At 64.3% G+C, this 25,484-nt stretch carries 21 protein-coding genes; 11 read left to right on the forward strand and 10 right to left on the reverse strand.

All coding sequences use genetic code 11. From position 1 onward, the window contains the following. Positions 1–101: 101 nt before the first annotated feature. The 5 genes from NKH71_RS31585 to NKH71_RS31605 all read left to right on the forward strand — a co-directional run bounded on the left by NKH71_RS31585 (position 102) and on the right by NKH71_RS31605 (position 4,553). Positions 102–869 carry an SDR family NAD(P)-dependent oxidoreductase gene (locus NKH71_RS31585; protein WP_352848319.1) on the forward strand — a complete coding sequence of 256 codons (768 nt, stop codon included), beginning with the start codon at positions 102–104 and terminating at the stop codon, positions 867–869. Continuing rightward, positions 869–1,819 carry a 2-dehydro-3-deoxygalactonokinase gene (locus NKH71_RS31590; RefSeq protein ID WP_031193988.1) on the forward strand — a complete coding sequence of 317 codons (951 nt, stop codon included), beginning with the start codon at positions 869–871 and terminating at the stop codon, positions 1,817–1,819. The genes NKH71_RS31585 and NKH71_RS31590 overlap by 1 nt, the downstream gene beginning before the upstream one ends. Next, positions 1,816–2,454: a 2-dehydro-3-deoxy-6-phosphogalactonate aldolase gene (locus NKH71_RS31595; protein ID WP_352593285.1), complete on the forward strand. Its 639-nt coding sequence runs from the start codon at positions 1,816–1,818 to the stop codon at positions 2,452–2,454. The genes NKH71_RS31590 and NKH71_RS31595 overlap by 4 nt, the downstream gene beginning before the upstream one ends. Beyond that, positions 2,454–3,335 (forward strand): SMP-30/gluconolactonase/LRE family protein, encoded by an 882-nt coding sequence (locus NKH71_RS31600; protein ID WP_352481401.1) that lies wholly within the window; start codon positions 2,454–2,456, stop codon positions 3,333–3,335. Before NKH71_RS31595 ends, NKH71_RS31600 begins: the two co-directional genes overlap by 1 nt. 159 nt (positions 3,336–3,494) lie before the next feature. Beyond that, the gene (locus NKH71_RS31605; protein ID WP_352896053.1) at positions 3,495–4,553 is read left to right on the forward strand and encodes a D-alanine--D-alanine ligase family protein; all 1,059 of its coding nucleotides are present in this window, start codon (positions 3,495–3,497) and stop codon (positions 4,551–4,553) included. On the opposite strand, the gene NKH71_RS31610 is transcribed toward NKH71_RS31605, so the two are convergent. From NKH71_RS31610 to dnaK, 6 genes are all read right to left on the reverse strand, one after another. Further along, positions 4,550–4,837: a DUF1330 domain-containing protein gene (locus NKH71_RS31610; RefSeq protein WP_023718908.1), complete on the reverse strand. Its 288-nt coding sequence runs from the start codon at positions 4,835–4,837 to the stop codon at positions 4,550–4,552. The two genes, NKH71_RS31605 and NKH71_RS31610, sit on opposite strands and share 4 nt — an antisense overlap. A 27-nt stretch (positions 4,838–4,864) precedes the next feature. Further along, a complete protein-coding gene (gene pyrF / locus NKH71_RS31615) occupies positions 4,865–5,578 on the reverse strand; it encodes an orotidine-5'-phosphate decarboxylase (RefSeq protein WP_352896055.1) in 714 nt (237 codons plus the stop codon). Further along, a complete protein-coding gene (locus NKH71_RS31620; protein WP_352481403.1) occupies positions 5,575–6,171 on the reverse strand; it encodes an NADPH-dependent FMN reductase in 597 nt (198 codons plus the stop codon). The genes pyrF and NKH71_RS31620 overlap by 4 nt, the downstream gene beginning before the upstream one ends. A gap of 62 nt (positions 6,172–6,233) precedes the next feature. Continuing rightward, entirely contained in the window at positions 6,234–6,839 is a 606-nt protein-coding gene (gene pmtA, locus NKH71_RS31625) for a phospholipid N-methyltransferase PmtA (RefSeq protein WP_352481404.1), read from the reverse strand. Between the two features lie 116 nt (positions 6,840–6,955). After that, the gene (gene dnaJ / locus NKH71_RS31630; protein WP_023679852.1) at positions 6,956–8,086 is read right to left on the reverse strand and encodes a molecular chaperone DnaJ; all 1,131 of its coding nucleotides are present in this window, start codon (positions 8,084–8,086) and stop codon (positions 6,956–6,958) included. A gap of 212 nt (positions 8,087–8,298) precedes the next feature. Then, positions 8,299–10,215, reverse strand: coding sequence for a molecular chaperone DnaK (gene dnaK / locus NKH71_RS31635; protein WP_023718912.1), 1,917 nt, complete (start codon positions 10,213–10,215; stop codon positions 8,299–8,301). Between the two features lie 321 nt (positions 10,216–10,536). Here dnaK and NKH71_RS31640 point away from each other — a divergent pair, with 321 nt between their 5' ends. The 4 genes from NKH71_RS31640 (at position 10,537) to NKH71_RS31655 (ending at position 18,978) form a co-directional block, all read left to right on the forward strand. Continuing rightward, a complete protein-coding gene (locus NKH71_RS31640; RefSeq protein ID WP_502900442.1) occupies positions 10,537–12,744 on the forward strand; it encodes a hypothetical protein in 2,208 nt (735 codons plus the stop codon). Positions 12,745–12,754: 10 nt separating this feature from the next. Beyond that, positions 12,755–16,507, forward strand: a complete 3,753-nt coding sequence (locus NKH71_RS31645; protein ID WP_352896059.1) for a DUF7929 domain-containing protein — start codon at positions 12,755–12,757, stop codon at positions 16,505–16,507. 230 nt (positions 16,508–16,737) lie between these two features. After that, entirely contained in the window at positions 16,738–17,415 is a 678-nt protein-coding gene (gene rpe / locus NKH71_RS31650; protein ID WP_023718915.1) for a ribulose-phosphate 3-epimerase, read from the forward strand. A gap of 39 nt (positions 17,416–17,454) precedes the next feature. Continuing rightward, positions 17,455–18,978 (forward strand): malonate--CoA ligase, encoded by a 1,524-nt coding sequence (locus tag NKH71_RS31655; protein WP_352549622.1) that lies wholly within the window; start codon positions 17,455–17,457, stop codon positions 18,976–18,978. Between the two features lie 2 nt (positions 18,979–18,980). Here the strand turns inward: NKH71_RS31655 and nagA are convergent, their stop codons facing one another. From nagA to NKH71_RS31675, 4 genes are read right to left on the reverse strand one after another with little or no spacing between them, the layout of a single operon-like run. Continuing rightward, positions 18,981–20,153 carry an N-acetylglucosamine-6-phosphate deacetylase gene (gene nagA, locus NKH71_RS31660; RefSeq protein ID WP_023718916.1) on the reverse strand — a complete coding sequence of 391 codons (1,173 nt, stop codon included), beginning with the start codon at positions 20,151–20,153 and terminating at the stop codon, positions 18,981–18,983. Then, positions 20,150–21,181: an SIS domain-containing protein gene (locus NKH71_RS31665; RefSeq protein WP_352495468.1), complete on the reverse strand. Its 1,032-nt coding sequence runs from the start codon at positions 21,179–21,181 to the stop codon at positions 20,150–20,152. The genes nagA and NKH71_RS31665 overlap by 4 nt, the downstream gene beginning before the upstream one ends. After that, on the reverse strand, positions 21,178–21,960 hold the full coding sequence (locus NKH71_RS31670; RefSeq protein WP_023718918.1) for a GntR family transcriptional regulator: 783 nt from the start codon (positions 21,958–21,960) through the stop codon (positions 21,178–21,180). The genes NKH71_RS31665 and NKH71_RS31670 overlap by 4 nt, the downstream gene beginning before the upstream one ends. Continuing rightward, the gene (locus tag NKH71_RS31675) at positions 21,957–22,838 is read right to left on the reverse strand and encodes a glucosamine kinase nucleotide-binding domain-containing protein (RefSeq protein WP_023718919.1); all 882 of its coding nucleotides are present in this window, start codon (positions 22,836–22,838) and stop codon (positions 21,957–21,959) included. The genes NKH71_RS31670 and NKH71_RS31675 overlap by 4 nt, the downstream gene beginning before the upstream one ends. Before the next feature lie 199 nt (positions 22,839–23,037). Between NKH71_RS31675 and NKH71_RS31680 the strand changes: the two genes are divergently transcribed. Together NKH71_RS31680 and NKH71_RS31685 are read left to right on the forward strand one after the other, a co-directional pair. Then, the gene (locus NKH71_RS31680; protein WP_023718920.1) at positions 23,038–23,997 is read left to right on the forward strand and encodes an N-acetylmuramic acid 6-phosphate etherase; all 960 of its coding nucleotides are present in this window, start codon (positions 23,038–23,040) and stop codon (positions 23,995–23,997) included. A gap of 2 nt (positions 23,998–23,999) precedes the next feature. Then, the gene (locus tag NKH71_RS31685) at positions 24,000–25,259 is read left to right on the forward strand and encodes an ABC transporter substrate-binding protein (RefSeq protein ID WP_023718921.1); all 1,260 of its coding nucleotides are present in this window, start codon (positions 24,000–24,002) and stop codon (positions 25,257–25,259) included. The last annotated feature ends 225 nt before the right edge of the window (positions 25,260–25,484 follow it).

Below are 25,484 nucleotides of genomic sequence, written 5' to 3' on the forward strand. Positions count from 1 at the left end.
ACATAAGTCCCGACTATCCACTCTTTCGCCCTTGCCCGCCCGACATGGCTGGATAGGATGCGCGCCGGTCAGACCGAGATCGTTGGACCGGGAGAGAATTCATGATGCCATCGGCACGCTTTGCCGACCTCGAAGGCGCTTCGGTGCTGATCACCGGTGGCGGCTCCGGCATTGGAGCCGCCTTGACCGAGGGATTTATCCGCCAGGGGGCAAAGGTCGCCTTTATCGATATCGCCGACCGTCCGAGCCTGGCGCTGGCCGATCGGTTAGACAAGGAGCTCGGCCGGCGGCCGCTCTATCTCAAGACCGATATACGCGATATCGAGGCATTGCGGTTATCAGTTGCCAAAGCCGCCGAGGCGCATGGCGACGTGACCGTGCTGGTCAACAATGCCGCGCAGGATGACCGTCATGCCGTCGAAGACGTCACGGTCGAGTTCTGGGACAACAATCATGCCATCAACCTGCGCCCGCATTTCTTCAGCGCACAGGCGGTGGCGCCGGGCATGAAGCGGGCCGGTGGCGGCTCGATCATCAATTTCACCTCGACCTCGTTTCTCATCAACCATCCCGATATGCCGGCCTATACCGCCGCCAAGGCCGGCATCGTCGGCCTCACCAAGGGTCTTGCCGGCAAGCTCGGCGTCGACGGCATTCGCGTCAACGCAATCGCGCCCGGCTGGGTGATCACCGAGCGACAGAGAAAGCTCTGGGTCACCGAACAGGCGCTCGCCGCCCACGTCGCCAAGCAGTGCATCAAAGAGGTGATGCAGCCGGAAGACGTTGTCGGCACCGTGCTGTTCCTGGCGTCGGATGCTTCACGCATGCTGACCGCGCAGATGCTGATCGTCGACGGGGGGTTCCTGTGATCTCATCGAGCAAGGCCCCTTCTGTCGCGGCCGTCGACTGGGGCACCACCCGGATGAGGGTGTGGCTGCTCGACGGCGCCGGCAAGGTTCTCGCCGAGCGGCGCGGCGATGACGGGCTGATCACCGCCCAGGCTAAAGGATTTTCGTCCGTTCTCGAAGGGCATCTGGCTGCCATGGGTGCCCCCGAGGCGCTGCCGGTCATCATTTGCGGGATGGCCGGTTCGCGCCAGGGCTGGCTGGAGGCGCCCTATGTCAGCGTGCCGGCGCCGATCGGCGCTATCCTCGCCGGCGCTGCCCGCATCCCCGGCCAGCGCCGCGACATCCGCATCGTGCCCGGCCTTGCCCAACGCCTTGCCGATGCACCTGACGTCATGCGCGGCGAGGAAACGCAGCTTGCCGGCGCCGGTTTGCCGGCACAGGGACGCCACCTCGTCTGCATGCCCGGCACCCATTCGAAATGGGTGCTGGTCGAGGACGGTTCCATTGCCGGCTTCGGCACCTGGCCGACCGGCGAGCTGTTTTCGGTGCTGGCTGCGCACTCGATCCTGCGCCATTCGCTGGGCGAGCCGCCGCAGCCGGTTGCCGCCGAAAGTCCGTTTTTCCGGGACTGGTGCCTGAAGGCGTTGGCCGAGGGCGGTGACATCGTTTCAAGACTGTTCTCGATCCGCGCCGCCAGCCTGTTGCAGGACCTGAAGCCCGAAGATGCCGCAGCCTCTCTGTCCGGCCTGCTGATCGGCGGCGAGATCGCTTCGGCAAATAGCCGCTATGGGGCAAGCGCCGTGCCCGTCGTGCTGATCGCATCGGGCGCACTCGGCAGGCTCTATGCCGAGGCGCTCGGCCTTGCCGGGCTCGCTTTCAGGGCGGTCGACGCCGATGAGGCGGTGCGTGCCGGCCTTGCCGAAGCCGCGCGCGAAAATGGCATGATCGCCAAAAATGGAGTTGCCGCATGACCGAAACCGCACCTTTTCCAAAGCTCAAGCGGGGTCTGGTCGCGATCCTGCGTGGCCTCAAGCCAAGCGAGGCGGTGGCGATCGGCCAGGCGATCTTCGGCGCCGGCATCGAAGCAATCGAGGTGCCGCTCAACTCGCCCGAGCCTTTTGTTTCCATCGCCAGTATTGTCGAAACGCTTCCTCCGACGGCGCTGGTCGGCGCCGGCACGGTGCTCACCGCCGCCGATGTCGACGGTCTGCACAAGGCCGGCGGGCGGCTGCTGGTCAGCCCCAATATCGATGCCGAGGTCATGGGCCGTGCCATGCAGTACGGCATGGTGACGATGCCCGGCGTGTTCACGCCGACCGAGGCATTTCAAGCAATCCGGCTCGGCGCCTCGGCATTGAAATTCTTCCCGGCGAGCGTGCTTGGCGCGGCGGGCATTTCGGCGATGCGCGCGGTGCTGCCAGCCAGTGTGCTGGTCGGCGCCGTCGGCGGCGTTTCGGACAAGGACTTTGCCGGCTACAAAGCGGCCGGCGTCACCGTCTTCGGTCTTGGCTCCAGCCTGTTCAAGCCGGGCATGAGCATCGACGAAGTGGCAGCACGGGCGAAGGCTGCGGTCGTGGCCTGGGACGCGGCGTTTGGAGCGGCATGATGAGCGAGACCATCGTTTCGGTTTTTTCCGACCATGTCTGCCAACTCGGCGAGGGGCCAAGCTATGACCCTGCCACGGACACGCTCTATTGGTTTGACATCGTCAACGGCCAGCTCCTGGAACAGCGCTTGTCCGGCGGTGCGGTCAAAATCCACGAGCTCGGTCAGATGGCCAGCGCCATCGCCATTGTCGACGACCAACGCCAGCTGATCGCCACCGAGACCGGCCTGCATGTCCGCGATGTCGCGACCGGAAAGCTGACGCTGCACACGCCGATCGAGGCCGATAATACGGTCACCCGCTCGAACGATTCCCGCGTTCACCCTTGCGGCGCCCTCTGGGTCGGCACCATGGGTAAGGGCGAGGAGAAGGCCGCCGGTTCTATCTACTGGTTCTTCAAGGGCGAGCTGCGCCGGCTCTATGCGGATCTCACGGTGCCCAATTCGATCTGCTTTTCCGAAGATGGGACTATCGCCCATTATACCGACACCAGCACCGGGCTGTTGATGCGCGTCGGCTGCGATCCTGCGACCGGCCTGCCGGTTGGCGAACCGAAGGTCTTCGTCGATCACCGTTCGGCCAAGGGCTATATCGATGGTTCGGTGCTCGACCGCGACGGCATATTGTGGAACGCTTGCTGGGGCGGCAGCGTCGTCGAAGCCTATGGACCCGACGGCAAGCTTGTCCGTTCGGTGGCGATGCCGGCGACGCAGCCGTCCTGTCCGGCTTTTGTCGGCAGGAATGCCGACCGGATCGCGGTCACCTCCGCCTGGTCCGGCAAGAGCGAGAAGCAGCGCCTGCTCGACCCGCAAGCCGGCATGACGTTTATGCTCGACATTCCAGTCAATGGTCGCTTCGAGCCGCGCGTGCTGATTGGCTAGACCATGGTCCCGAACCTTTGGTTCGGAAAAGATCATGGTCAAACAAGAAGATGGTGCGCTTGCTGTCGTGCAGGCGTCCGATCAACGTCGGTTCCGCGCAAGCCGAATGCGTTCCCCGTGCGATGGTAGGCAATCGTGCTGCCAGGAGCCGTTCCACCCATGTCAAGCCGCAAGCCGAAGCTGATCCTTGTCTACGAGCCGGAAAAGGCCTGCTTCGATCGGCTGGTCGCCGATAACCACGTGCCGGAGCGTGCCGTCGAAATCGCCTCCTATCTGGCGCAATCGACCGACATCGCTGCTGAATTCGACGCACTTGCCGCCGCTTGCCAGAAGCGCGGCTTGTCGTTTGCGCCGGTGACACTCGACGACGCCGCAAGCGTTCTCGCCGGCGAGGACCCGAAGACCACGCTCGTCTGGACGCTGACCGACGGCATCGCCTATTTCCGCGGCGGCGCGGCACCAGCTCTGGCACGGCTGAACGGCCTGAAGGCGATCGGCGCCGACGATGCGCTTTTTGCGCTCTGTCAGGATAAGTTCCGTTCCGGCGCCGTGCTCGGCGCGCTTGGCTTGCCGGTGCCGCGGGCGGGCCTTGCCCGTGACGGAGCCTGGCTGGTCGCGCCGCCGGACTCGCCCGCCGGCTGGTTCGTCAAGCCGAACCGGCTCGGCGCCAAGATCGGCATCTGGCCGGATTCGCGCTGCCCCGATCTCGGCCACACGCTGGAGCTTAGCCGGCGCGTCTTCGCCGCCTATCGCGACGATGTCGTGGTCCAGCCCTATGTCGCCGGCCGCAACGCGCGCGCCAGTTTTCTCGGATTGAAGCCGGATACCGGCGCCGAGGCGCTCGGCATCGCCCTTGTCGATTCGGGCAGCGATTTCCAGACCATGCAGGACAGCCTGGCGCTTTACGGCGATACCGGTGTAGCGGCGAAAGCCGAGGGAAATTACGCTGAGCCGTTGCTGCTTCCCGTTGACGCCAGCCAGCCTCGAGCGGATGCAAGAATTCGTCGCATCGCCGAAAGCCTGATGATGGGGCTTGGCCTGCGGGATGTGTTTTCGATCGACTTTCGGGTCGAAGCCGACGACAGCGTGCACCTCATCGAGTTCGAGGTCTGCCCCGGCATGCCCTGCTTCGATTTCCGCGATTACTGTCGCCGGCAATGGGGCCTGAGCCTCGCCGATGCGATGGCTGAAACCGCGATGAACCGACTTCTCGCCTAAATCCCCTCGACCAGCACGATTTCGCCATCAGCTACCTTCTGGCGGATCGCGACCGCGCGCTGGTATTCGGGCGAGTGGTAGCAGTCATGCGCCGCCGCAAGCGACGGAAACTCGATGATCACATTGCGGTCTCGGCCCGGCCCCTCGGCCTTCTCATGCGCGCCGCCGCGCGCCAGGAACTTGGCGCCGAAGCGATCGAAGGCCAGCTTGGCGGCTGCGACATAGTCCTTGTAGCCTTCCGCATCGCGCACGTCGACGCGAGCGATCCAGTATCCCTTGGGCATGGTTTTTCTCCGCGTTAATTCTTGGCGTCAGGCCGAGCGCATTTCATCGAGGATGGCTTCGGCCGCCGCCCGCCTGTCGGCCGCGCCGACGATCGGCCGGCCGACCACGAGGTGGCTGGACCCATTGCGGATCGCCTGTGCCGGCGTCACCACCCGCTTCTGGTCGCCGTGGTCGCCGCCCTTCGGCCGGATTCCCGGCGTCACCACTGCCAGGTCCGGGCCGACAATGCGGCGCACCGCCTCGGCTTCCTCGGCCGAGCAGACGATGCCGCCCATGCCGGCATGCAGCGCCTGCTCGGAGCGCCTCAGCACCAGCGTATGCGGATCATACTCATAGCCGGCGTCGATCACGTCCTGCTCGTCCATCGAGGTCAGCACGGTGACCCCGAGCAGGCAAAGGTCGCTGCCCTTCGCAGCCTCGACCGCTGCCTTCATCGTCTTCGGATAGGCATGGATGGTCAGCATGCTCATGCCCATTCTGACGATGTTGTCGACCCCCTTGGCCACCGTGTTGTCGATGTCGAGCAGCTTCATGTCGAGAAAGATCCTGGTGCCGCCGCTGGCCAGCTCGCGGGCGAAGTCGAGCCCGCCGGCAAAGGCGAGCTGGTAACCGATCTTGTAGAAGGAGACGATCCCGTCGAGCTCGCGCACCGCTTTCTCGGCTTCCTTCAGCGTCGGCAGGTCGAGGCCGACGATCAGCCTTTCCTGCATCGTGTCGGCATGCGCGGCGTCCGGGATCATGCCTCGATCCGCGTCGACAGCATGCGCGAGGTTTCGATCAGCGTTCGGCATAGGTGCTCCATCGATTGGCGTAGTCTCTCGTCCCTGAAGTTGCCCTCGTCGTCGAAGGCGTTGCCGCCCTCCGGCACCGAGCATTCCGGTGTCACCACCTCCATCCGGCAGCGCACCAGAACGGCGCGCAGATGGTTGATGCAGCGTATCCCGCCGAAGGGTCCGTTGGAAGACGAGCAGAGGCCGGCAACCTTGCCGGCAAGCGGCCTGAACGTCCGGCCGCCATCCTTGCGCAGCTGGCTTACCCAGTCGATGGTGTTCTTGAGCAGCGGTGGAATGGAGCCGTTATATTCGGGCGTCGCGATCAGCAGCCCGTCATGGGCGGCGATCATCCGGCCGAGCTTGACGGCGTTTTCGGGAATGCCTTCTTCCTTTTCCAGATCCTGGTCGAGGATCGGCAACGGATAGTCGGCGAGCGAGATGCGGGTCACCTCCGCGCCCTGCATGGCAAGTTCCTTCTGCGCAACGTCGGCGGTCCTGGCGCTATAGGCGCCGCTGCGCACCGAACCGGCGACGACGAGAATTTTCGGGATCACAGCCATGGGGTCTGCCTTGTCACCCGATGGGTATAAGACAAGTGCTATTCAAAACCCAACGCTGCAATTCAGGCGGCCCCGCGTCGGTAGATCCAAAGCTGCGTCGGCGGAATGTTGCGGATGACGAAATGGAAATGCTCGACCGTATAGTCGCCGCGGCCCGGCGGGATCGGCGACAGCGGCCCGTAAGTCAGCTGCACGATCGGCCGGCCCGCCGGGATGCGGTCGAGCAGGCTCTCGACATAGGCGATGCGCTGGGCGACCGGGAAGTTGAGCAGCGGCACGCCCGATATCACCGAATCGAAGACCAGATCGCGCTTGTCACCGAGCGTCGCGTCGAGATTGAAGGCGTCGCCCTCGATGACGTTGACGCCTGGATAAAGCTGGCGCAGATGGCGCACGAAATCAGTGGAATATTCGACCGCGTAGAGATTTTCAGGCTTTATGCCCTGAGCGAGGATGGCGCGCGTGATGACGCCTGTGCCAGGCCCGACCTCGAGCACCGGCAGGCCGGATTTCGGATTGACGATCGAGGCCATCTTGCGCGCGGTGATGGAACTGGTCGGGACGATCGAACCGACCGCCTTCGGCTTGTCGATCCAGCCCTTGAAGAACTTCAGTTCGTCGTCGAACTTTTCCGCCAGCGTCTTTCGCAGTCCGGGACTACGCGTCATCGAAAGTCCTCCTCAACGCTCCCTCGCATGCTACTTAGCAGCTACGAGGTGCAAGACAAGGCGAATCCCCGGATAAGGTGTTGATGACGCTCGGGAAGCGTTTCCAGGGATCAGCTTCAATGCTCGCCGAACGTTTCGAAAAAGTCCTTCATGCGGGCGAAAAATCCGCTCGACTGGGGCGAATTGTCCTTTGAGGAAAGCTGCTCGAATTCCTCCAGCAATTCGCGCTGGCGGCGCGAAAGGTTCTGCGGCGTCTCGACCACGGTCTGGATGTAGAGGTCGCCGATATTGGGCTGGCGCAGCACCGGCATGCCCTTGCCCTTGAGGCGGAACTGGCGGCCGTTCTGGGTGCCTTCCGGCACCTTCACCTTCGTCTGGGTGCCGTCCAATGTCGTCACCTCGAACGAGCCGCCAAGTGCTGCCGTCGTCATCGAGATCGGCACCTTGCAATAAAGATCGGCGCCGTCGCGCTGGAAGAACTCGTGCGGCTTGACCGCGAGGAAGATGTAGAGATCGCCCGATGGGCCGCCGCGCAGGCCGGCCTCGCCCTCATTGGCAAGCCGGATGCGGGTGCCGTCCTCGATCCCGGCAGGGATGTTGACCGACAGCGAGCGCTCCTCGGTGACGCGGCCCTGGCCGGCGCATTTCGGACATGGATCCTTGATGGTCTGGCCGCGCCCCTGGCATTGCGGGCAGGTGCGCTCGATCGAGAAGAACCCTTGCGTGGCGCGCACCTTGCCGTGGCCGTTGCACATCGAGCAGGTGACGGGCTGGGTGCCGGGCTTGGCGCCGCTGCCCGAGCATTCCGAGCAGGAGATCGATGCCGGCACGCGGATCTGCGCGGTCTTGCCGGAAAATGCCTCTTCCAGCGTGATTTCCATATTATAGCGCAGGTCGGCGCCGCGCTCGCGACCGCCGGACGAGCGACGCTGGCGCCCGCCCATCATGTCGCCGAAAATGTCCTCGAAAATGTCGGCGAAGCCGCCGGCGCCAAAGCCTTGCGCCCCGCCATTCATGCCGCCGTGCTCGAAGGCGGCGTGGCCGAAGCGATCGTAGGCGGCGCGCTTCTGCGGGTCCTTCAGCGTTTCGTAGGCTTCGTTGATTTCCTTGAATTTGTGCTCGCAGGCATGGTCGCCTGGGTTGCGGTCGGGATGGAACTGCATGGCCAGCTTGCGGAAAGCGCTCTTGAGCTCCTTCTCGTCGGCGCCTTTTTGCACGCCCAGCGTTTCGTAAAAATCAGCTTTCATGTTTTCCCGCAGTCCGGATAGTCAACGTCTTGAAGTATCGTTGCGTCGTTTGCCGGCACGCTGTTCCGATTTAGGTGTGATGGAGCCGGGATGCCAGTGTCTACGAGGCTTTGTCCGCATTTTTTCGGGTAGCTCGGCGTTTTTCCGGCAAAGGGTTGCAAAAAAGCCCGGCTGTGCGCCGGGCTTTTTGCTTACCTGTACCGTCAGGCGGTTCAGGCCGACTTCTTCTTCTCGTCGTCTTCGTCGATTTCCTCGAAATCGGCATCGACCACATCGCTGTCCTTGGCGGCATCAGCCTTGGCGTCGGCCTCGGCGGCTTCCTTCTGCGAAGCCTCGTACATCGCCTGGCCGAGCTTCATCGAGACTTCGGCGAGCGTCTGCGTCTTGGCCTCGATCTCGGTCACATCATCGCCTTCGGCAGCGGTCTTCAACGCCGCGATCGCATCGGCAATCGCCGTGCGGTCGGTCTCCGAGACCTTATCGCCATAGTCCTTCAGCGACTTCTCCGAGGAATGCACCAGAGCCTCGGCCTGGTTGCGGGCCTCGACCAGTGCGCGACGTTTCTTGTCGACTTCGGCATTGGCCTCGGCATCCTTGACCATCTTCTCGATGTCAGCGTCCGAAAGGCCGCCAGACGCCTGGATGCGGATCTGGTGCTCCTTGCCGGTGCCCTTGTCCTTGGCCGAAACGTTGACGATGCCGTTCGCGTCGATGTCGAACGTGACCTCGATCTGCGGCACGCCACGCGGCGCAGGCGGGATGCCGACCAGGTCGAACTGGCCGAGCGCCTTGTTGTCGGCGGCCATTTCACGCTCACCCTGGAAGACGCGGATGGTCACCGCCGACTGCGAATCCTCAGCCGTCGAGAACACCTGGCTCTTCTTCGTCGGAATCGTCGTGTTGCGCTCGATCAGCCGCGTGAATACGCCGCCCAGCGTCTCGATGCCGAGCGACAGCGGCGTCACGTCGAGCAACAGCACGTCCTTGACGTCGCCCTGCAGCACGCCGGCCTGGATGGCAGCGCCAAGTGCGACGACCTCATCCGGGTTGACGCCCTTGTGCGGTTCCTTGCCGAAGAACTGCTTCACGATCTCCTGTATCTTGGGCATACGGGTCATGCCGCCGACCAGAACGACCTCGTCGATCTCAGCGGCCTTGAGGCCGGCATCCTTGAGCGCCGCCTTGCAGGGCTCGATGGTGCGCTGGACGAGATCTTCGACAAGGCTCTCGAACTTCGCACGCGTCAGCTTCAGCGTCAGGTGCTTGGGGCCGCTGGCATCGGCGGTGATGAAGGGCAGGTTGATCTCGGTCTGCGTGGTGGACGACAGCTCGATCTTGGCCTTTTCAGCCGCTTCCTTGAGGCGCTGCAGGGCGAGCTTGTCATTCCGCAGGTCGATACCCTGTTCCTTCTTGAACTCGGCCGCCAGGTATTCGACCAGACGCATGTCGAAATCCTCGCCGCCGAGGAAGGTGTCGCCATTGGTCGACTTCACCTCGAACACGCCGTCGCCGATTTCGAGCACCGAAATGTCGAACGTGCCGCCGCCAAGGTCATAGACGGCAATCGTCTTGCCTTCCTTCTTGTCCAAGCCATAGGCAAGTGCTGCCGCCGTCGGCTCGTTGATGATGCGCAGCACTTCCAGGCCGGCGATCTTGCCTGCATCCTTGGTGGCTTGGCGCTGGGCGTCGTTGAAATAGGCCGGAACGGTGATGACCGCCTTCTCGACCTTTTCGCCGAGATAGGCTTCCGCCGTTTCCTTCATCTTCTGCAGGATCATCGCCGAGATCTGGCTGGGCGACTGGTTCTTGCCGCCGGCCTCGACCCAGGCATCGCCATTGTCGCCCTTGACGATCTTGTAGGGGACAAGCTTCTTGTCCTTCTCCGTCACCGGATCGTCATAGCGGCGGCCGATCAGGCGCTTGACCGCGAAAATGGTGTTTTCAGGATTGGTGACCGCCTGGCGCTTGGCCGGCTGGCCGACGAGGCGCTCGCCGTCGCTGTTGATGGCGACGATCGAAGGGGTCGTGCGCGCGCCTTCCGCATTCTCGATGACCTTGGATTCCTTGCCGTCCATGATGGCGACACAGGAGTTGGTTGTTCCCAGATCGATACCGATTACTTTTGCCATTTCTCTAATCTCTCCGCTAAGCAGGCTCTCAGGACCCGTACAGGCGTTCCGACGAAAGCCCCTGTTCACAAGAAATTCCGCTCCGGCAACCGGCATTCGGCGCTGGACGGCTTGGCGCGTATATAAGAACAGGCTGCGTGGCGCGCAAGCATTCTGCGCAAGGCGTTCACCATTCATCGCGGTTGATCGGATTCGGGACCGGCGGGCCCGTATTTTCCGGCCGTGATCCAGCCGGCCCGGCCCCGGTCCATGAACCTTTCCGCCTCACCTCGCGACTGACGCTCAGGTGCCGCGTGGTGCGGCCCCGGTAAGGAAAGCCCCATGACCACAGATCCAGAGGCTCGATGGTCTCCGGGAACAGCAGGAACTCAGCGCGACAGTCGCCTTCGGGACCGGGTCGATGCGCTGGGCTTTCCGCTGGTTCCGTTGACCCTGCGCGGACGCCGGCGTATCATGACGGTGAGGAAAGCAGACAATTCGATCAGGGATGAACGTGCCGGAACGCCGCGCCTTGCCCTGATTTGCGCGCCGAGACCGGATGTTTCTCCCATGACCTGTGGGGGGAGATCCATGTCTTGCGACCATGGCGCGTCCGTGCGCTCTCGTGCCGGCCATTTGCGCCGCGCAATCCAGGCTGCCAGCGGATTATCGGCCTTGGCACTCGCCGCTGGGCTCTGGCTCGGCGGCTCGGCACAGGCCCAGGAAACCCAGATCATCTATCCCGGCTCGATGGCAGTGACCGGATTCTCTGGCATCATCATCCCCAATTTCGAGGAAGGCCTGCCGCCGGGTGTCGATCCGGTCGACGAGACCTTCATCGACACGGCGCGCGCAACCTTGCGCGTCTTCGACGTTTCAAGGCTGGGCGGGCCGGCGTCTGGCCAATTGGTCTTCACCCCGCCACCCTTCGAGGTCACGGCCGAGCAAATCGGCCAGGTGTTCGGCATCACTTATGACGACGGCGTGCGCGACGGCGTTCCCTCGGCCATTCCAAACCTCTATGCCGGCGCCACCTCGCTGCACGGCATCCGCATCGTCACACCAGACGGCGACGCCGACGGCCGGCCGGAGCGGCAGCGCCGCGGCACGGCTGACGCGGTCTTCATGGACGGCCAGTTCGGCACCGAAAACGGCGGCGGCCCCGGAACGATCTGGAAGATCGATGGCATCACCGGCGCCGTCTCGAAATTCGCCGATATCGACGCCAATAGCGGTCCCGGCATCGGCGACGTCACTTTCGACAATATCCACCGCCAGTTCTTCGCCAGCGATCTCGACACCGGCCTTATCCACCGCATCGTCGCCAATGGCGCGCTAGTCGACACGTTCGACCACGGCGTCGCCGGCCGCCCGGCGCACGGGCTGCCCTCAGTCGCCGACGACGGCTCGGTGATGGACATCCAGGGTGCTGCCTTCGACAGCGAGGACCCCGATAGCTGGGGCTACACACAGGACGAGCGCCGCGTCTGGTCGGTCGCCTATCGTGGCGGCCGGCTCTATTACTCGGTCGGGGAAAAGGCGGAGATCTGGTCGGTGGGCATTGCCGGCGACGGCAGCTTCGGCGACCCGCGCTGGGAGCTGACCGTCAAGGCCGACAAGGATTACGCGGTCACCGACATCGCCTTTGACAACAAGGGCTTCATGTATCTGGCTCAGCGCGGCCCGGTGGAAAACCGCTACGACTACAGCCAGTTCGCCGATTCCGGCAAGGGTGAGGTCATCCGCTACTGGCGCGAAAATCCGGACGATCCGGCAACGGAATCGGTCTGGGTGGAAGTGCCGCAGGAATATGCGGTCGGCTTCCCGCAAGACAACCGGCAGTCGGCCGGCGGCCTCGACCTGCAATATGGCTACGATTCCGAAGGCAATCTCCATACCGGCATCTGCACCGACACGCTGGTCGATACCGGCGACAAGTTGCGCGACAACCCGGCGCTCGCCGAACAGCTCGCAGCCGGGGGGCCGCTTGCCGTGCACGGCGTGCAGATCACGCCGACGGCGCTGGTCAGGCCGGCCAACGTGCCGCCTTTCGGCTCATGGATCGTCGATTTCGACAATTATTTCGAAGACCCGGAAGTCGAAGGCCATGTCGGCGACGTCGAGGTCTGGCGCCCCTGCGAAGGCCGTGCCGGCTATTACGAGCAGGTGCCGGGCGGCTATCTGCCACCGTTCTATCCGCCGGACTTTCCACCCCCCGGCAATCTGCCTCCTTGCCTCGATGTCGAGGATGTCGAGTATTTCTGCACGCCCTCCGGCCTCGAGGCCGATCTCTATCTTCATGACCATGCCGGCTTCGGCGGCGATTCGATCAAGGCTCTGTCCAGGACGCCCGGCGTCGGGGTGACTTCGCCCCTGTCGCATGCGCCCGGCGCGCCATTCACGATCGGTATCACCGGCCATTATCCTGGCGACAGGGTCGATGTCGGGCTCTGCTTCTACAGGCAGTCCGACCGCGACAAGGGTGGCTACTACCCTTGCTGCAAGATGACCTTGCCGCTCAGAACCCCAGCCGTCAGCTGCGAACCGTGAGGAGGGGAAGATGAGCAATCTTGCACAGTCCCCGCTTGCGACGAGCAGCCAATCAACCGGCAAACAATCAATCGTCATGGAGACCGTCATGAAACCCCTGTCACTCGCCAGGCGGAGCGCGCGCTGGCTGATGGCGGCCGGTATCGCGGTCGCCATGCTGAGCCCGCTGCAAGGCTTCGCTGAAGACCTTGCTCCGGCCAAGGCCAAGCCTGCCGATGCAGGCACTGTCATTCCAGATCCCAAGCTCGATTTCGACAATCCTCGCATCGTCAACCCGGAGCCGGGCCGGATCGTGCCCTTCTTCACCAAGAAAGGCGGCCAGAGAGGCTGCGACTATGTCGTATACTCGCTGAGCTTTGGCTCGCGCGGCAATCCGCAGGGTTTTGCCGGCCCGGGCCTCGCGGCCATGCTGAAAAAGGTCAGGCTCGACTTCAGGGACCAACTCCCGCACGGCCTGCGGATTGTCGGCGTGCATGTGACCGGCGACGGCACCGACGCATCCGGCGGACCGCTGCCCGGCGCTGCGATCAGCAGCTCGGCTGGCCCGGACGATACGGCGACGGTGTCCGATTTCCGGATTTCCGCCAGCGACCTCGACGGCATCGGCGCTGCGAACGAGCGCGCCATCACCTTCCAGATCACCGCTAAGATCGACCATGCGGCGTTTCCGTCGCCGGCAATCGTCGATAACCAGGGGCTGATCAAGGTGAGCCGCGGCGACCGCGGTGCTGGCGTCGAAATTCCGTCGCAGGACCCGGGCAAGCCGGACGACGGCAACTATCTCACGGGTGCAAAGACGTCGATCAAGATCGACGTCACCGAGTGCAACCCACCGCCTCCACCTCCTGGCAATCGTGAATGCTTCAAGGTGGAGCGAGGCACGGTCGATTGCGTGCCCGGCGGCGGCGCCTTCATCTACCATATGCCGGTCGGCCCAGAGATGGCTGGCAAATGGGTGCAGCTTTCGACGACGACACCCGGCATCACAATCATTCCCGACACCCAATTGGTGCCGGCCGGCGGCGGTGTGCTCAACTGGAAGATCGTCGGTGCTTCACCCGGCGACGTTATCCACATCATCGTCACCGGTATCGAAACCTATGCCGGCCCGAAGGAGGGCTGGGGCCTGTGCTGCACGCAGACCGTCGACATCGTCATCCCGCGTGATCAGCGCTGCCCGCCGAAGGACAAGGAACCGGATCTGAAAGTCGAAAAGCGCGCCGACGTGCAACGTTGCACGATGGGCGGCGGCTGCGACTTCACCATCAGGGTCACCAATGTCGGCGATGCGCCCTACCACGGCAAGATCGTGCTCGACGAAGTCACCCTGCCGACCGGCTCCACCCTCGGTTCAGGGCCGAACCCGCCCTGGGTCTGCGCGCCTGGAATCACCCCGATGATTTGCACCCATCCGGTGACCACGCTCAATCCGGGTGCCTCTGTCGACCTCAAGCTCGGCTTCAAGCCGGCCGCAGGCTGGCAAGGCAGCGTTTTGCGCAACTGCGCCACCTACAATTACGGCGCCAGCGGCAAGCCGCTTTTCGGCAGCCAGCTAAACGACCGCGGCTGTGCGTCGATCCCGGTCTGCCGCCGTGGCGATCGTGACCGCGACTGCCGGCCACCGGTGGAGAAGAAGGTCGACCTGATCCTGAAGAAGCGCGCCCGCACCGAATTCTGTTCGGCCGATGGCGTCTGCACCTTCGTGATCGACATCATCAACAATGGCAGCGTCCCCTACAATGGGCCGCTGACGGTCGTCGATAGCTATCCGGGCGGCGCGCCGGCATCCTCGACCTTCGGCCCGACGCCGCCATGGACGTGCGGACCGAACGGTTCCGGCAAGTTCCGCTGCGACAATCCCGGCATCGCGCTTATGCCGGGCGCCTCGACGCCGATCTTCGTCAGGGCGGTGATGCCGGCCAACTTCCGGCCCGATAGTGTCGAGAACTGCGCCGAGGTGAAGGCCATTCCCGGTGAGAACGACATCACCAACAACAGGGCCTGCGCCAAGGAACGCATCCGTCATCCGAATGGCGGGCAGCCGGCCATGCGCATCACCAAGGTGTGCAATGGCTCGCTGGCCGGTGCTGCGGTCGTTTCCTGCCGCATTACCGTCATCAGCCTCGGCGCCACAGCCCCGACCGGTCCGGTGCGGGTCAACGATGCCGCGACGCTGATAGCCGGCGGAGCGCCGGTCCAGATCCAGAGCGTCACCCCAGACGGCGCGGAATGGGCTTGCGGACCGGTTCCGGCCAATGCGCTGTCGTGCCAGATTCCCGGCGCCGTTATGACGCCTGGAACCAGCCGCCATTTCGACGTGACGGTTGCCGCGAACGGCGAATTCGAGAACTGCGCACGCGGCTCCTACGGCCCGGCTCCGGGAGACGATATCGTCTATCCGATCGGCCAGGCCTGCGCCAAGGGCGGCGGCGCCTCGACCATCCGCGTCGAGAAGACTGGCGACGCCGAGTGCAAGCCCGGCCAGCCCTGCTCGTTCAAGATCACCATCACGAACGATGGGACGAGCGCCTTCTCCGGTCCGGTTCGCATCGGCGATGCGATCGGCGTCGAAGGCCTCGGCCGGCTGGAAGGCGTTGCGATCACCTCGATCGATCCGCCCTTCGGCTGCTCGCAGGAGCCGGCAACCTTGCCTCTGTCCTGCATCGCCCAACTGACGCTCGGCGCCGGGGAAAGCCATGTGCACAATGTGACCGTGATCATTCCCGACGATGGCCGTCTGACCAATCTGCAGGGCACTGTCAACGGCCAGAACTGCGTCGGCGTGCTGTCTCCGAAGACGCCGGTGCAAGGCGGTGGCGACGTGTTGTCTCGTGGTGCCGCCAATGTGCAGGGCGATCGCGGCAAGGCCTATGCCTGCCATCCCTTCATCATCACGCATGAGGTGAAGAAGGAATGCTCGCAAGGCTTCGTCATGAACGACGCCGGCAACTGCGTCTGCCCGCCAGGCACGACCTTCCGTAACGGCCAATGCTCGTCCGGCGGAGGCACGGTCATCGTGCCGAAGCCAAAACCTTGCGTCCTGCTCAAAGGCCAGATCCGTACCGATGACGGACGCTGCGTCTGCCCGCGCGGGACCGAGCTGGAGAACGGCGCTTGCGTGGGCAACAAGCCGCAGCCCGAGCAATGCATCATTCGGGGTCAGATCCACAACGCCGCTGGCGATTGCGTCTGCCCGAGAGGTACGGAAGTCAGGGGCAATGCCTGCCGGCCAATCCAGCCAAAGCCCGAACAGTGCACCATTCGGGGCCAGATCCATAACGCCGCTGGCGATTGCATCTGCCCGAGGGGCACGGAAGTCAGGGGCAATGCCTGCCGGCCAATTCGGCCGCAGCCCAAGCAGTGCACGATCCGTGGTCAGATCCACGACGCCAACGGCGATTGCGTCTGCCCCCGGGGCACGGAACTGCAGGGCAATGCCTGCAGGCGCAAGAAGCCGGTTGTGGTGGAGTGCCCGATACCTGGCCAGATCCACAACAAGCGCGGCGCCTGCGTCTGTCCGCGTGGGACAGAGCTGCGCGACGGCGCCTGCCGCAAACCACGGCTGGAATGCGCACCGGGCGCGCGGCCGATCAATGGCCAGTGCCAGCCGATCATCAAGCGGCGCTGCCCTATCGGAACGGTCGGACGATATCCGGACTGCGTCCCGGTCCGCAGGAAATCGACGCTTGAGCCGAACCTGCTGCTGAATCCGAATGTTCCTCAGCAGGTCGTGCCAAGGCGCAAGCCGCAGCCGGAGCAATAGGATACGGCGCGGGAAATCCAGAACTTCAAACAGTGACCGTACTCGTCACCCAATACCCGCCGGAGCGATCCGGCGGGGTTTTTCTTCAGCGGGCAGATGAGAAGGCAGCGCAAACCTGAAGCCGCTGCATCGGCGGAAGGACAAACCGGCTTCCACTTTCCGGACTCATGGTCTAGGCAGTCGATACAGACAGAGGGTCCGCAAACCGGGGCGTACGGGAAGGCCGCATCATGAGCAAAAAAACCCTGATCGCGCCATCGGTGCTTGCTTCCGATTTCTCGAAGCTCGGCGACGAGGTCGAGGCGGTGACGGCCGCCGGCGCCGACTGGATCCACCTCGACGTCATGGACGGGCATTTCGTCCCGAACATCACGTTTGGGCCACCGGTGATCAAGGCGATCCGCAACCGCACCGAGGCGTTTTTCGACTGCCATCTGATGATCGCGCCGGCCGACCCCTATCTGGCCGCCTTCGCCGAGGCCGGCTGCGACGGCATCACGGTGCACGCCGAAGCCGGGCCACATCTCGACCGCTCGCTGCAGACGATCAAAAACCTTGGCAAGAAGGCCGGCGTGTCACTCAACCCGGCGACACCGGAAACGATGATCGAATACGTGCTCGACCGGCTTGATCTGGTCCTGATCATGACGGTCAATCCGGGGTTCGGCGGCCAGGCTTTCATTCCAGCGATCGTCGACAAGGTGAAGCGGGTGAAGGCGCTGATCGGCAACCGGCCGATCCGGATCGAGATCGACGGCGGCATTTCGCCTGAAACTGCGCCCCTTGTCACCGCGGCCGGCGCCAGCGTGCTGGTCGCCGGCGCGGCTATCTTCAAGGGCGGCAGCGTCGACGCCTACCGGGCAAACATCGAGGCAATCAGGGCAGCGGCGGACAAGGCGGCCGGCTGACCGCTGCCGTCCGGCCGGACCAGCCGCTCGGGGGGAAATATGAGCAACCATCTGTTCGATGCTTTCCGTGCCCGGATGCCCGCGCCCGAACGCCTTTTGATGGAGACAGAGGATGGGCGCTCGATCAGCTATGGCGAGACGCTGGCGCGCTCCGCTCAACTGGCGCATGCGCTGTCGCAGCTGGGCGTCGAAGCCGGCGACCGCGTCGCCGTTCAGGTCGAGAAGAGCCCGGAGGCCATTTTCCTTTATCTCGCCTGCCTGCGTGCCGGCGCGATCTTCCTGCCGCTCAATACCGCCTATACGCTGACCGAGCTCGACTATTTCTTCAGGGATGCCGAGCCGCGACTGGTCGTCTGCGACCCGGCGCGAGCGGGCGAGATCGGCGCTTTGGCGCAGACCTCGGGCGCTGCGGTCGCGACACTCGGCAGCAAGGGCGAGGGTTCGTTGACTGATCGAGCCTCTGAGGCGGCCGTGGACTTCCACGATGTGGCGCGCGGACCGGACGACCTTGCCGCGATCCTCTACACGTCCGGCACCACCGGCCGTTCGAAAGGCGCCATGCTCAGCCACGAAAACCTCGCCTCGAATGCGCGGGTGCTGGTCGACCTCTGGCGCTTCACTGCCGCAGACGTGCTGATTCACGCGCTGCCGGTTTTCCACACGCATGGCCTTTTCGTCGCCACCAATGTCGTCCTGATGGCCGGCGCCTCGATGCTGTTCGAAACCAAATTCGACCCGACCCGCATCGTCTCGCTACTGCCGCGCGCCACCGCGCTGATGGGCGTGCCGACCTTCTACGTCCGCCTGCTGCAGCAGGACGGTTTGAACCGGCAAGCGGCGAAAAACATCCGGGTGTTCATTTCCGGCTCGGCACCGCTTTTGGCCGAGACGCACAGAGCGTGGCGCGAGCGCACCGGCCACGCCATCCTCGAGCGCTACGGCATGACCGAGACCAACATGAACACGTCGAACCCGTACGAGGGCGAGCGGCGTGCCGGCACGGTCGGCTTCCCTTTGCCCGGCGTCTGCCTGCGCATCTCCGATCCCGATGGCGGCGAAACACTTGCCCGGGGCGAGGTCGGCATGATCGAGGTCAAGGGCCCGAACGTCTTTTGCGGCTACTGGCGCATGCCGGAAAAGACCAGGGCGGAATTCCGCGACGACGGCTACTTCATCACCGGCGATCTCGGGCTGATCGATGCCGACGGCTATGTCCACATCGTCGGCCGCGGCAAGGACCTGATCATTTCCGGCGGCTACAATATCTACCCGAAGGAAGTGGAGAGCGAGATCGACGCTCTTGCCGGTGTTGCCGAAAGCGCTGTCATCGGCGTTGTCCATCCGGATTTCGGCGAGGGTGTCACGGCGATCGTGGTGAGGGCGCCGGGCTCGACGATCAGCGCCGCCGCGATCATCGAGGCCATCGCTGGGCACCTCGCCAGGTACAAGCATCCGAAACAGGTGATCTTCGTCGACGAACTGCCGCGCAACACGATGGGCAAGGTGCAGAAGAACCTGCTGCGCGAAGCCTACAAAGACCTCTATACGTCCAAAGCCGGCTAACCCTAACAAGCAGGGCTGGCTGCAAAAACCCTGGCGCCGTCGATCCAGACGCTTTTCATGTCCAGATCGTCCGACAACGAAACGATGTTGGCGGCGGTTCCCCTGGCGAAGCGCCCGAGCCGGTGCGACTGGCCGATCGCCTGCGCCGGATAGAGCGAGGCCATGCGCAAGGCTTCGTCGAGGTCGAGACCGACCACGCGATGCACGAAGCGCACCGCGGAAATCATGTCGAGATCCGCGCCCGCCAGCGTGCCGTCGGCAAGTGTCAGCCTGCCATCCTTGCGGTGGATGGTGCGACCGTTCAGCGTGAACGAGGTCATGTCGGTGCCGATCGTCGCCATGGCGTCGGTGACGAGCAGGATCTTGCCCGGCCCCTGCTTGGCGCGCAAGGCGATGGCCATGGTGGCCGGATCGACATGGATACCGTCGGCGATGATGCCGGCATAGAATGTGCCGGTATCGATTGCCGCGCCCGCCAGCCCCGGCTCGCGATTGCCGATCTGGCTCATCGCGTTGAAAAGATGGGTGACCACCGTTGCGCCGGCCTCGGAAAAGGTGCGGGCCGTGGCATAGTCGGTATCGGAATGGCCGATGCTGACGATGACGCCGGCATTGCTGAGCGCCGATACCTGGTCGGGCTCGACGGATTCGGGCGCCACCGTAGTCAGCAGCACCGGCAGGTTTTTCCGCGTCGCGATCAGCATCGCCTGGTCGGGATCTAGCATCGGCCGGATCAAGGCCGGGTCATGTGCGCCCTTGCGGGCGATCGACAGATGCGGGCCTTCGAGATGCAGGCCTAGGAAGCCCGGCACCTTCCGTTGTGCGGCCTCTGCTCCGGCGGCAACCGCCGCGGCGGTGATCTCGGACGTGTCGGTGATCAGCGTCGGCAATAGCGCCGTCGTGCCGAAGGGCGCGTGCGCCCGGCAGATGGTCTCGATCGAGGGGACGTCGGGATGGTCGTTGAGCATGACGCCGCCACCGCCATTGACCTGCAAATCCACGAAACCCGGAACCAGCATACCGCCGCCGGTCTCGATAGGCGCAACACCGGATGGGACGGCGCCGGCGGCAACGATGGCCTCGACGAGGCCGTCGCGCACGACAAGCGCCGCATTGTCGTGCCAGTCATCGCCATCGAATATCCGGGCGCCGGTCAGCGCAAAGCGATCGCTCATAGCGTTTCCGTCACCTTGCGCAGATTGGGCGGCGTGTCTGGGTCGAGGCCGCGATGGCGGGCAAAAGCCTCGACGAAACCATAGAACGACACGATCAGTGTCAGCGGGTCGGTCAGCGGATGACCGGTGGCGACATGCGGCAGAGGCTGCGCCTTCTTTGCCTTGTCCGAAGTCACAAAGACAGCGGCGCCCTTGCCGGCCAGGCTGTCGGCGGCCTCGGCGACGGATGGTTCGGACGCATCGCGGGCAGCCAGCGCCAGCACTGGGAAGCCGGGACCGACTAGCGCCAGCGGGCCGTGCATGACTTCGGCGGCACTATAGGCTTCCGCATGCATGGCGCAGGTTTCCTTGAATTTCAGCGCCGCCTCGTTGGCGATCGCCGCCGACGGGCCCCGGCCAAGGATGAACAGCGAGTTCGGCGTCTCGAGTGCCCCGGCCAGTGCCATCCAGTCGCAAGCGATCGCCTTCCGAAAATGCTCCGGCAAGCGGGCAAGTGCTGCCAGAAGTTTGTCGTCGCCGGTGCAATGCGCCATCAGAGCGAGCCCTGCGACCGCCGAATTGACGAAGGTCTTCGTCGCTGCGACGCTGCGCTCCGGTCCGGCAAGGATGTCGATCGCGTAGTCCGAAGCCCGCGCGAGCGGCGAATCGGCGGTGTTGGTGATGGCGACGGTCAGCGAACCGCCGGCCCGCGCCGCTCGCGCCATCGCAACGATGTCCGGGCTCTTGCCCGACTGCGAGATCGCCAGGCAGGCCGAGCCGCCCAGCTTCAGCTTGGCGCCATAGATCGAGGCGATCGACGGGCCGACCGATGCGACCGCCAGCCCGGCGGTCAGCTCCACGGCATATTTCATGAAGGTCGCGGCATGGTCGGACGAGCCGCGCGCCACTGTGACGATGAAATTCGGATCGCGCTCGCGAATGCCGCGCCCGGCTTCCGTCAGCACCGCGGCCGAGCCGTCGAGCAGGCGGGCGGTGGCCTCGGGGATCTCCTCGATCTCGCGCCGCATATGGGTCATTGTTGCGGTCATGGCCTGCCCTCTTCGCCCGGCCCGCTCAGCCGGAGTTCGGCGACAAAATCATAAGCGTCGCCCCTGTAGATGGAGCGGGTGAACTCGATCACCTTGCCGCTCGCCAGATAGGAGATACGCTCGATGTGCAGGCCGGCAATGCCCGGCGGCACTTCCAGCAGATGCGCGTCGCCATCGCCGAGATTGGTGGCGGAAATGCGCTGCACCGCCCGCACCGGCCTGTTGCCGGTCTTTTCCAGCGCCGCGTAGAGCGACGAACCGATCGCCGCCGGATCGGGCAGCACGCTTGTCGATAGTGAGGCGCGCTCGATCGCCAGCGGCGTGTCGTTGGCAATGCGCAGGCGCGCGACGCGCGCCACCAATTCGTTCGACGCCAGGCCGAGCACCATCATCTCGTCGGGCGATGGCGGATAGAGGCCGCGGTCGAGCCAGGCCGAACGCACCGCCATGCCGCGCCGTGCCATGTCCTCGGTAAACGAGGTCAGCATCGACAGGGACTGCTCGACGCGCTCCATGCGCGGCGCAACGAAGGTGCCGGAACCATGACGCTGGACGAGGATGCCGCCCTTGACCAGGTCCTGCACCGCCTTGCGCACGGTGACGCGCGAAATATCGGCCTTGCTGGCGATGTCGCGCTCGGAAGGCAGCGCATCGCCCGGTCCGATCAGCCCGCGTTTGACGGCGTCCTCGATGCTTTTCCTCAGCTGCAGATAGAGTGGCGCGCCACTCTGCGACGATTGTCTCAGCGCCGCGAAAATCTGGTCGGCGGCGTCGCTCATCGCGCCGCCTCCGCCGCCTTCGTAAAAATCCGAACCGCCATCTGAACCGCGCCGCCCAGCGCGTCGTCGAGCGGCGGCTTCAGCAGCGCCCGGTAGCGCGCCGACAGGCGCGGCGCGTAAAGCGGCGCCAGGCCGCCGAGCAGGCAAAGCGGATCGTCGCCACCAAGGTCGAGCACGCCAAGTGCTGCCTCGACATCGGCCACCGCCTTGTCGAGGATCCAGATAGCGACGACGTCGCCTTTTTCGGCATGTTCGAACACCTTGGGTGCGAAGCCGCCGAAATCGCCGGGCTTGGCATTGGTGGTGAATTCGACCACATCCTCGGGATTGTTGCGGAAGATGGCGAGCATGGCCTGCGTCAGTGGCGATCCTTCGCGGATGCCGTCATAGGCGAGCAGCGTCTGCTCGAGCAGGTCGCGGCCGATGCGGGCGCCGCTGCCCTGGTCGCCGACCTGGAACCCCCAGCCGCCGATGGCACGCGATCGGCCGTTCTTGCGCGCCATATAGGCGGTGCCGGTGCCGAGTATGGCCATGGCGCCGTCACCAGAGCCGACCGCGCCTTCCAGCGCGATCTCGGCGTCGGTCTCGACACGGCTGATGCGGAACGGCAAGATCGCTTCGAGCTGCTGCCTGTAGGTGCCGACATTGGCGCCGGCTAGGCCGAGAATGGCCGGAGTTTGCGGGATCAGTCCGGGATCTCTGCCCGCGGCGACAAAGGCCTGCTGCGCCGCGTCGACGATGTTGGCCCTGGCGCCGGTGAGATCGGTTCGGATGTTGGCGGCGCCGCTTTTGGCGCGGCCGAGGACGCTGCCATCGGCCGTCGCAAGGGCCGCCCTGCAGCTGGTGCCGCCGCCATCGATGCCGAGCACGAATTTCACGCGATTTCTCCTCCAGACGGATAATACCAATAAAATACCAATAGCCAAGGATTAATTTCCGTTTCAAAAAAGTTAAGGCGTAGTTTGTTGGAAAATCAGCTGATTTCGTCCGCAAGCCTGCGCCACCGCAAGGATTTGATTAATGCGTGTGGACAAGTGGTATTTTTTTGGTATGGTTTTCTCGATTGGAGGAAAGCGGATGGCCGAAACGCGCACCGAAGCGCTTCACCACAATGCCGAGGGACTGGATATCCAGGCCCCGGAAGCCGTCCTTTCCTCTTTGGCCAACGCGCAGATCGAGGCCGCCAAGGCCGTTCACGGCGCCATTCCTGCCATTGCCGCGGCAGCCGAAATCATCGCAAGCAGACTGAAAAGCGGCGGCAAGCTCGCCTATGCGGCCGCCGGCAGCTCGGGCCTGATGGCATTGGCCGATGCGCTGGAGCTGCCGGGCACTTTCGGCATCCAGCGCGACCGTATCGCCATCCTGATCGCTGGCGGCGACGAAGCTTTCAAGACACTGGCCGGCGGGCCGGAGGATGACACTGACGAAGCTTCGGCAGCGGTCGCCGCCGCCGGCGTTGGCAAGGGCGACTGCCTGATCGCCGTCTCGGCCAGCGGCTCGACGCCTTATGCTGTCAGGGCGATCGAGGATGCCAGGCGCCGCGGCGCGGCGACCATTGCTGTCGCCAACAACGGGGATGCGCTGCTGCTGCGGCTGGCCGACATCGCCATCCTGCTCGAAACGCCGCCCGAGCTGATTGCCGGCTCGACGCGCATGGGCGCCGGCACCGCCCAGAAGATCGCACTCAACATGCTGTCGACGCTGGCAGCCATCCATCTCGGCCATGTCCATGATGGCTACATGGTCAACCTCACGGCCGACAACATCAAGCTGCGCGACCGCGCCGCACGCATCGTTGCCGCCGTCAGCGGGCGCGACAAGGACGAGGCGGCGCGCCTGCTCGATAAGAGCGGCGGCGTCGTCAAGACCGCTATTCTGCTCGCCGCCGGCGCCGCCAGCGCCGATGCGGCCGAGAAGATACTGGAAGGGACCGGCCACAAGCTGCGGCCAGCCCTTTCCGCGATCGAGGGGAGCAAGGGGCGCAATGCCTCCGTTCTCATCAAAACCGAACCTGAAAAAGGTCAACAGGGAGACTGAGCATGACAACGAAGCTACTGACGGCACTTCTTCTCGGCACCAGCATTCTCGGCACCGCCGGGGTGGCTTATGCCGACGACGTAACGCTCAACATCGAAAGCTGGCGCGGCGACGACCTTGCCATCTGGAAGGACAAGCTGATCCCGGCTTTCGAGGCCAAGAACCCCGGCATCAAGGTGGTGTTCGCACCGTCGGCGCCGACCGAATATGACGCCGCCCTCGGCGCCAAGCTCGCCGCCGGCTCGGCCGGCGACCTGATCACCTGCCGCCCGTTCGACAAATCGCTGGAACTCTTCAAGAAGGGCAATCTCGCCGATATCTCGACGCTGCCCGGCATGGAGAACTTCTCCGATGTTGCCAAGGCCGCCTGGCAGACCGACGACGGCAAGTCGAGCTTCTGCGTGCCGATGGCCTCGGTCATCCATGGCTTCATCTACAACAAGGACGCCTTCGACAAGCTCGGCATCAAGGTGCCGACGACCAATGAGGAGTTCTACGCTGCGCTCGACAAGATCAAGGCCGACGGCACCTACATCCCGATGGCGATGGGCACCAAGGATCTCTGGGAAGCCGCGACCATGGGCTACCAGAACATCGGCCCGAATTACTGGAAGGGCGAGGAAGGCCGCCTGGCGCTGATCAAGGGCGAGCAGAAGCTGACCGATCCGCAGTGGGTCGAGCCCTACAAGGAACTGGCCAAGTGGAAGGACTATCTCGGCGACGGCTTCGAGGCGCAGACCTATCCGGACAGCCAGAACCTGTTCACGCTCGGCCGCGCCGCCATCTACCCGGCCGGCTCGTGGGAAATTGGCCTGTTCAACACGCAGGCGCAATTCAAGATGGGCGCCTTCCCGCCGCCGGTGCAGAAGGCCGGCGACACCTGCTACATCTCCGACCACACCGATATCGGCATGGGCCTCAATGCGGCCTCGAAGAACGCGGATGCGGCCAAGACCTTCCTGTCCTGGGTGGCCTCGCCGGATTTCGCTACCATCTACGCCAACGCGCTGCCCGGCTTCTTCAGCCTGAACAACACGCCGGTGAAGATGGAAGACCCGCTGGCCCAGGAATTCGTCTCTTGGCGCGGCAAGTGCAAGTCGACGATCCGCTCGACCTACCAGATCCTGTCGCGCGGCACGCCGAACCTCGAAAACGAGACGTGGGTTGAATCGGCCAACGTCATCAACGGCACCGACACGCCGGAAGCTGCCGCCAAGAAGCTGCAGGACGGCCTCGACAGCTGGTACAAGCCGGCGAAGTAAGGCGCGGCGAAGCGATATCTCCCCCCTCGAAGGGGAGATGTCGCCAAAGGCGACAGAGGAGGTCGGTCGAGGCAGGCGGCAGCTTGATCGTTGCTGGAAAGCACGGTCGAACGACGATGGCGCGCTGCCTCGGCCGACCCCACCCGCCCCGCGGCGCGAGGCACCCACCCCGCCAGGGGGAGGGGGGCGCCGGGGCGTTTGACGGCAAAAGCAAGACCAGATAGG

It is taken from the genome of Mesorhizobium sp. M0983 (assembly GCF_040318975.1).
GTDB lineage: Bacteria > Pseudomonadota > Alphaproteobacteria > Rhizobiales > Rhizobiaceae > Mesorhizobium.